The 6,619-nt window shown below is 72.3% G+C and carries 5 protein-coding genes; 1 reads left to right on the forward strand and 4 read right to left on the reverse strand.

What is annotated here, in order from left to right; genetic code table 11:
- Window positions 1-34: 34 nt before the first annotated feature.
- The 4 genes from WD794_14480 to WD794_14495 all read right to left on the reverse strand — a co-directional run bounded on the left by WD794_14480 (window position 35) and on the right by WD794_14495 (window position 3,790).
- Window positions 35-1,162 carry a PP2C family protein-serine/threonine phosphatase gene (locus tag WD794_14480; protein ID MEX2291515.1) on the reverse strand — a complete coding sequence of 376 codons (1,128 nt, stop codon included), beginning with the start codon at window positions 1,160-1,162 and terminating at the stop codon, window positions 35-37.
- Between the two features lie 61 nt (window positions 1,163-1,223).
- Entirely contained in the window at window positions 1,224-1,688 is a 465-nt protein-coding gene (locus WD794_14485; GenBank protein ID MEX2291516.1) for a ribose-5-phosphate isomerase, read from the reverse strand.
- A 23-nt stretch (window positions 1,689-1,711) separates the two neighbouring features.
- Window positions 1,712-3,130, reverse strand: a complete 1,419-nt coding sequence (locus WD794_14490) for an aldehyde dehydrogenase family protein (protein ID MEX2291517.1) — start codon at window positions 3,128-3,130, stop codon at window positions 1,712-1,714.
- Between the two features lie 51 nt (window positions 3,131-3,181).
- Complete coding sequence (locus tag WD794_14495) at window positions 3,182-3,790, reverse strand: disulfide bond formation protein DsbA (protein MEX2291518.1); 609 nt, start codon at window positions 3,788-3,790, stop codon at window positions 3,182-3,184.
- A gap of 113 nt (window positions 3,791-3,903) precedes the next feature.
- On the opposite strand from WD794_14495, the gene pepN reads away from it, so the two are divergent.
- The gene (gene pepN, locus WD794_14500; GenBank protein ID MEX2291519.1) at window positions 3,904-6,456 is read left to right on the forward strand and encodes an aminopeptidase N; all 2,553 of its coding nucleotides are present in this window, start codon (window positions 3,904-3,906) and stop codon (window positions 6,454-6,456) included.
- Window positions 6,457-6,619: the final 163 nt, after the last annotated feature.

The following is a 6,619-nucleotide window of genomic DNA, read 5'->3' on the forward strand; positions in this document are numbered from 1 at the left end:
AGCGGTCCCGCGCCGGCGGACCGGACGCACCGGCTCAGCGGGTGCGCCAGAGCAGCACGAGACCCCGGTCGTCGCTGCCGCCGCTCGCCACCCGCCGGACCAGCACGTCGGCCCCGCCGGTGAAGCCCTGCGGCACCAGCCGCTCGGCCTCACCGAGCAGCTTGTCGATGCCCACGTCCAGGTCGCGGCCGGGGATCTCGACGAGGCCGTCGGTGTAGAGCAGCAGCGCATCTCCCGGGCCGAGCCGGCCGCTCTCCCCGACGTAGGTCACGGCCGGCACGAGCCCGAGCGCGAGGCCCTCCGCGCTCAGCAGGCGCCAGCGCCCGCTGCCGGCGTCGAAATGCGCGACCGGCGGGTGCCCGGCCGACTCGACGACGAAGGCGCCGGTCTCGAGGTCGAGCACGAGGTGCACGGCGGTGGCGAAGCCCTCGTCCCAGGCCTGCCGGTGCAGGTAGCGGTTGCCCGCCGGCAGGAACTCCTCCGGCCGCAGCGAGCCCAGCAGCCCGCCGAGTGCTCCGGAGAGCAGCAGGGACCGGGTGCCGGCCTCGATGCCCTTGCCCGAGACGTCCACCAGCGCGAGCTCGAGGGTCCGGCCGCAGTCGGTCAGCGAGCTGACCACGAAGTCGCCGGCGAACGGCGCCCCGCCGGCCGGCCGGATCACCGCCTCACCCGCCCAGCCCGGGAGCAGCGGCGGTAGCTGGCCCTGCCGCTGCAGCCGCTCGCGCAGATCCACCAGGAAGGTGTCACCGGTCGAGCCCGCCAGCCCGGTCTCCTGCCGGGAGCGGGTGAACTCGTGCGCGACCACTCCGGTGAGCAGGACGGTGACCAGGGCCCCCAGCCGCACGACCTCCACGCCCAGGGTCGCCACGTCATAGGCCAGGCACAGCGCCACCACCGCCAGGAGCACCCGCATCGTCGTCGGGCCGAGCAGCAGGCCCCCTCCGAGCAGCGGCAGGATCTGGACGCCGGGCGGGACCAGGCTCGGGCCGAGCAACCGGCCCGCAGCGACCACCAGCACCGAGAGGACCACCAGGCCGAGCAGCGCCAGCCGCTCGGGGGGGGGATCGTGGCGCAGCCGGGTGACGGAGCGGGGCAGGGCCAGCGCCACCGTCCACACGCCGCCGAGGACGTGCGGCCGGCGCTGCACCGTTGTGATGGTCATCGCGGTGAACCTATCCCGGCGGCACAGCGGCCCGGGTCGACTTCAGCCCGGAAGGGCCCGGCTACAGCGGCGGGAGTGCGCCCGTCGTCTCGTACTCCGTCAGCATGGCGATGCGGCGGGCGTGCCGCTGCTCGTCGCTGTACCCGGTCGACAGGAAGGTCTCGAGGATACCCAGCGCGGTCGCCTCGTCGTGCATCCGGGCCCCCAGGCTGACGACGTTGGCGTCGTTGTGCTCGCGGGCGAGCTGCGCGATCCCGGTGCTCCAGGCCAGCGCGCAGCGCACGCCCCTGACCTTGTTCGCGGCGATCGCCTCGCCGTTGCCCGAGCCGCCGATCACCACGCCGAGGCTGCCCGGCTCGGCGGCCGTCGCCTCGGCGGCCCGCAGCACGTAGGTCGGGTAGTCATCGTCGGCGTCGTACTCCGCCGGGCCGTGATCGACCAGCTCATGGCCCAGCCCGGCCAGGTGAGCGGCGATCACCAGCTTGAGCTCGAAGCCGGCATGGTCGGATCCCAGGTGCACACGCATGGCCGGCAGTCTGCCCCACCAGGTCACAGCTGCAGCGACTTGACCTCCAGGAACTCCTCGAGGCCGTACTCCCCCAGCTCGCGACCGTTGCCGCTCTGCTTGTAGCCGCCGAACGGCGCGAGCGGGTTGAAGCGCCCACCGTTGACGTCCACCATCCCGGTACGCATCCGCCGGGCCACCGCGACCGCCCGCTCCTGGTCGCCGGAGAACACCCCGCCGGAGAGCCCGTACGGCGTGCCGTTGGCGATGTCGACGGCCTCGTCCTCGTCGGCGTACGGGATCACCGCGAGGACCGGCCCGAAGACCTCCTCCTGCTCGATCCGGGAGCCGGGAGTGACGCCGGCGAGCACCGTCGGCTGGACGTAGAAGCCGCGCTCCAGCCCCTCGGGCCGCTCGGGACCGCCGACCACGACCGTCGCGCCGTCGGCCACGGCCTGCTCGATGTAGCCGACCACCTTCTCGTACTGCGTGGCGCTGGCCAGCGGCCCGATCCGGGTCCCCTCGGCCAGCGGCTCACCGACCGGGTACTTCGCGGCGGCCGCACGGATCAGCTCGAGCACCTCGTCGTACTGCCCCGCCGGCACCAGCATCCGGGTCCAGGCGGTGCAGGTCTGGCCGCCGTTGATGAAGCAGTTGGCCAGCCCCACCTTGACGGCCTTGCCGAGGTCGGCATCGTCGAGCACGAGGAAGGCGCTCTTGCCGCCGAGCTCCAGCGAGACCTTCTTGACGGTGCCGGCGGCGACCGCCATGACGCGCTTGCCGGCGGTGGTGGAGCCGGTGAAAGAGACCATGTCCACGTCGGGGTGCGCGGCGATCGCCTCACCCACGACCGGGCCGAGGCCGGTGACCAGGTTGAAGACGCCTGCCGGCAGGCCGACCTGCTCGAAGACCTCGGCCAGCGCGTAGGCGGACAGCGGCGCGACCTCGGACGGCTTGAGGACCACGGTGCAGCCGGCGGCGAGCGCCGCGGCGACCTTCGCCACGACCTGGTGCAGCGGGTAGTTCCACGGGGTGATCGCGCCGACCACACCGATCGGCTCCTTGACCACCAACGAGTTGGCGATCTGCTGCTCGAACGCGTAGCCGCCGAGGATCTCGGCGTAGGACCGGAGAACCTTCACAGGGTTGCCGACCTGCACCGCCTTGCTGAAGCCGAGCGGCGTGCCCATCTCGCTCGTGATGAGAGCGGCGACCTCGTCGGTGCGCGCCTCGAGCGCGTCGGCGGCCGCGGCCAGCAGCGCGGCCCGGTCCGCCGGCGTGCTGGCCGCCCAGCCCGGGAACGCGGCGCGAGCGGCGTCGACCGCGCGGTCGACGTCCTCCTGCGCACCGGCCGGGACAGCGGAGACCTGCTCCTCCGTGGCGGGGTTGACGACGGGGATCGGCGCACGGCCGGTGGCCGGCACCCACTGACCGTCGAGGAAGAACACGTCCTTGCCCTGCACTGCCGCTCCCGGGGGTCGAAGACTGGATCCTCGACAGTACGTGCGGCGCGATCAGTCGAACTGCGGACCTTCCGTGCGGGTCCGCTTGAGCTCGTAGAAGTGCGGGAACGCGGCGAGCAGCCGCGCACCGTCCCAGACCCGGCCGGCCTCCTCGCCGCGCGGGATCCGCGAGAGCACCGGACCGAAGAAGGCGACTCCCTCGACGTGGATCACTGGGGTCCCGACGTCCATGCCGACCGGGTTCATGCCGCGGTGATGGCTCTCCTCGAGCGCCGCATCACAGGACGCGTCGCCGGCGGCCTTGGCCAGCTCGACCGGGTAACCGGCTGCCTCCAGTGCGCTCTCGTGCAGGAAGGGGTCGGACAGCTCCACCTTGCGGTGGTGGATCCGCTCGCCGTAGGCCTCGTAGAGCGGGAGCAGGTCGTGGCCGGCCTGCTGTGCCGCGATGCAGACACGCACGGGTCCCCAGCCCAGCTTCATCGTCTCGAGGTAGTCCTCGGGCAGGTCGCGGCCGTGGTTGAGGACCGACAGGCTCATGACGTGCCAGGACACCGACACGGGGCGGACCTTCTCCACCTCCAGCATCCAGCGGGAGGTGATCCACGCCCACGGGCACAGCGGGTCGAACCAGAAGTCGATGCGGGTGGTGTCGTCAGTCATGCACTCCATCCTTGCATGCGCAAACGAGGGGGCCGGTTCAGGGGGCACCTCCGGACGCCGGGCCGTGACCGCGCCCCCCGGACCCGGCCGGGGTGCGTGGAAGACTCGGGAGTGTGACCGGCACCCCGAACAACCTCACGCGGGACGAGGCCGCCCAGCGCGCCCGCCTGCTGACCGTCTCCTCGTACGACGTGGAACTGGACCTGACCGACGGCGCGGGTGCGCCGGGTGAGGGCACCTTCCGCAGCACCTCGACGGTCCGCTTCCGCTGTGCGCAACCCGGCGCCGCCACGCACCTGGACCTCACGGCACCGACCGTCCGCTCGATCACCCTCAACGGCGAGCCGCTTGCCGCCGCGGCCTTCGACGGCAACCGGATCGCGCTGACCGGGCTCGCCGCCGACAACGAGGTGGTCGTCGAGGCCGACGCTGCCTACATGCGCACGGGCGAGGGGGTCCACCGCTTCGTCGACCCGGTGGACTCCTCGGTCTACCTCTACACGCAGTTCGAGACCTTCGACGCGCACCGGATGTACGCCTGCTTCGACCAGCCCGACCTCAAGGCGACGTTCCGCCTGGCGGTGCAGGCCGCCGGTGACTGGGTCTGCGTGAGCAACGGCGCCGTGGTCGACCGGCCGGCCGAGGGCGAGACCGGCCGGTGGATTTTCGCCGAGACGCCCCGGATGTCGACGTACATCACGGCTTTGGTGGCAGGGCCGTACGCCTCCGTGCACGACGAGCACGACGGGATCTCACTGGGGATCTACTGCCGCCGTTCGCTGGCGCAGCACCTCGACCCCGACGACCTGTTCACGGTCACCAAGCAGGGCTTCGACTTCTACCACCGGGTCTTCGGCTACCGCTATCCGTTCGGCAAGTACGACCAGCTGTTCGTGCCGGAGTTCAATGCCGGCGCGATGGAGAACGCCGGGTGCGTCACCTTCCTCGAGGACTACGTCTTCCGCTCCAAGGTGACCGACGCGGCGTACGAGCGGCGGGCCGAGACGGTGCTGCACGAGATGGCCCACATGTGGTTCGGCGACCTGGTGACCATGCGCTGGTGGGACGACCTGTGGCTCAACGAGTCCTTCGCCACCTACATGTCGGTGCTGTGCATGGTCGAGGCGACCCGCTACACGCGCGGCTGGACGACCTTCGCCAACACGGAGAAGACCTGGGCGTACCGGCAGGACCAGCTCCCCTCGACGCACCCGATCTCCGCCGACATCGCCGACATCGAGGCCGTGAAGGTCAACTTCGACGGGATCACCTATGCCAAGGGCGCTTCGGTGCTCAAGCAGCTCGTCGCGTGGGTCGGCCAGGACGCGTTCATGGCTGCGCTGCAGACCTACTTCCCGACGCACGAGTACGACAACACCGTGCTCGCCGACCTGCTCGGCGCGCTCGAGCAGGCCAGTGGCCGGGACCTGACCGACTGGTCCGCGCAGTGGCTCCGGACGGCGGGCGTGAACACGTTGCGCGCCGCCTTCGAGACCGACGGCGACGGCGTCTTCACCGCGTTCGCGGTGCAGCAGGAGGCGCCGGAGGAGTGGCCGACGCTGCGCTCGCACCGGGTCGCCGTCGGCCTCTACGACCTCGTCGGCGGCCGCCTCGTACGCACCTGCCGCGAGGAACTCGACGTGGTGGGCGCGAAGACCGAGGTGCCCGCGCTCGTGGGGTGCCGGCAGCCAGATCTCGTCCTGGTCAACGACGACGACCTGACCTACGCCAAGATCCGGCTCGACGACCGATCGCTCGCCACCCTGACCGGGCACGTGGGCGACGTCGAGGAGTCGCTGCCGCGCGCGCTGGCGTGGGCGGCGATGTGGGACATGACGCGGGACGCCGAGATGCCTGCCCGCAACTTCCTGGCGACGGTGCTGGCCGGCATCGGCCGGGAGGGCGACATCGGCGTCGTGCAGTCGCTGCTGCGCCAGGCGCAGTCGGCGCTGACGCTGTTCGCCGACCCGGCGTGGGCCCCGGTCGGCCGGGCCCTGCTGGCCGCTGCGGCAGCAGATGCACTGCTCTCGGCAGTACCGGGAAGTGACCTGCAACTGGCCTGGGTCCGGGCGCTGGCCGCCGTCGCCTCGTCCGACCCGCACCTGGCGCTGCTGAGCGGCCTGCGCGACGGCTCCGCCTCGCTCCCCGGCCTGGACGTCGACACCGACCTGCGCTGGCACCTGCTGCACCGCCTGGTCGTGCTCGGCCGGGCCGGCGACGCCGCGATCGACGCCGAGCTGGCCCGCGACGCAACGGCGGCCGGCCAGCGGCACGCCGCGACGGCCCGGGCGGCGCGACCGACCGCCGCGGCCAAGGACGAGGCCTGGCGGCTGGCCGTCGAGGACGACAGCGTCCCCAACGCGGTGCAGTCGGCGGTCATCGGCGGCTTCTGGTCGGCCGAGCAGCTGCCGCTGCTGGAGCGGTTCGTCGAGCCCTACTTCGAGGTGGTCGGCGCCGTCTGGGAGACGCGTACCGCGGAGATGGCGCAGAACATCGTCGTCGGCCTCTACCCCTCGCTGCTGGTCTCGCCTGCCGTGGTGGAACGCACGGATGCCTACCTGGCCGCGGGCGACGTGCCGCCGGCGCTCGCGCGCCTGCTGCTCGAGGGTCGTGACGGCGTGGTGCGGTCCCTGCGGGCGCGGGAGCGAGACGCCGCCGCCGGCTGATCTCTTCTGCGCATTGCGTCATGCTCAGCGGAGCGGCGCAGGCGGCGCACAGCAGGACGCAGGGGCTAGCTAGTGGACGCCGGCGGTGCCGTGGGCCGGCGAGCTGCCCACGGCGAGGTCGGCGCGCTTCTCGTCGGCCGGCGACACGGCGGTGCGCCGGCCG

The sequence above is a fragment of the Mycobacteriales bacterium genome (assembly GCA_040902655.1).
Taxonomy (GTDB): Bacteria; Actinomycetota; Actinomycetes; order Mycobacteriales; family SCTD01; genus SCTD01.

Excerpts from the sequence above, each read along its gene's own strand:
- WD794_14480 (MEX2291515.1), bottom strand. The coding sequence starts at position 1,162 with ATGACCATCACAACGGTGCAGCGCCGGCCGCACGTCCTCGGCGGCGTG.
- WD794_14485 (MEX2291516.1), bottom strand. The coding sequence starts at position 1,688 with ATGCGTGTGCACCTGGGATCCGACCATGCCGGCTTCGAGCTCAAGCTG.
- WD794_14495 (MEX2291518.1), bottom strand. The coding sequence starts at position 3,790 with ATGACTGACGACACCACCCGCATCGACTTCTGGTTCGACCCGCTGTGC.